General features: G+C 64.8%; 1 protein-coding gene. It reads right to left on the bottom strand.

Going from position 1 to position 244, the window contains the following annotated elements; all coding sequences use genetic code 11:
* On the bottom strand, window positions 1–244 hold a 244-nt coding region (locus HU765_RS26700), incomplete at both ends, for a response regulator (protein WP_186624101.1).

Below are 244 nucleotides of genomic sequence, written 5' to 3' on the forward strand. Positions count from 1 at the left end.
GGCTGAGTCAGGGCAGACAATTGGAGGCGGTTCGGGCGCTCGGCTTTTTTCAGGGCCTTGAGCAGGCCTTCGCCGGCCACGGGCTTGGTCAGAAAGCTCACACCGCTGTCTTCCAGGGTCTGCGCAGAAAACTCTTCCTCGGCCGCGCACAGCACCACCGCCGGGGGTGATTCGCGCTCGCTCAGGCGGGCCGCGACTTGCAGGCCATCAAGGCCAGGCATGCGGATATCGAGCAGCACCACAT

This window comes from Pseudomonas sp. SWRI81, assembly GCF_014268545.1.
Classification (GTDB): domain Bacteria; phylum Pseudomonadota; class Gammaproteobacteria; order Pseudomonadales; family Pseudomonadaceae; genus Aquipseudomonas; species Aquipseudomonas hamedanensis.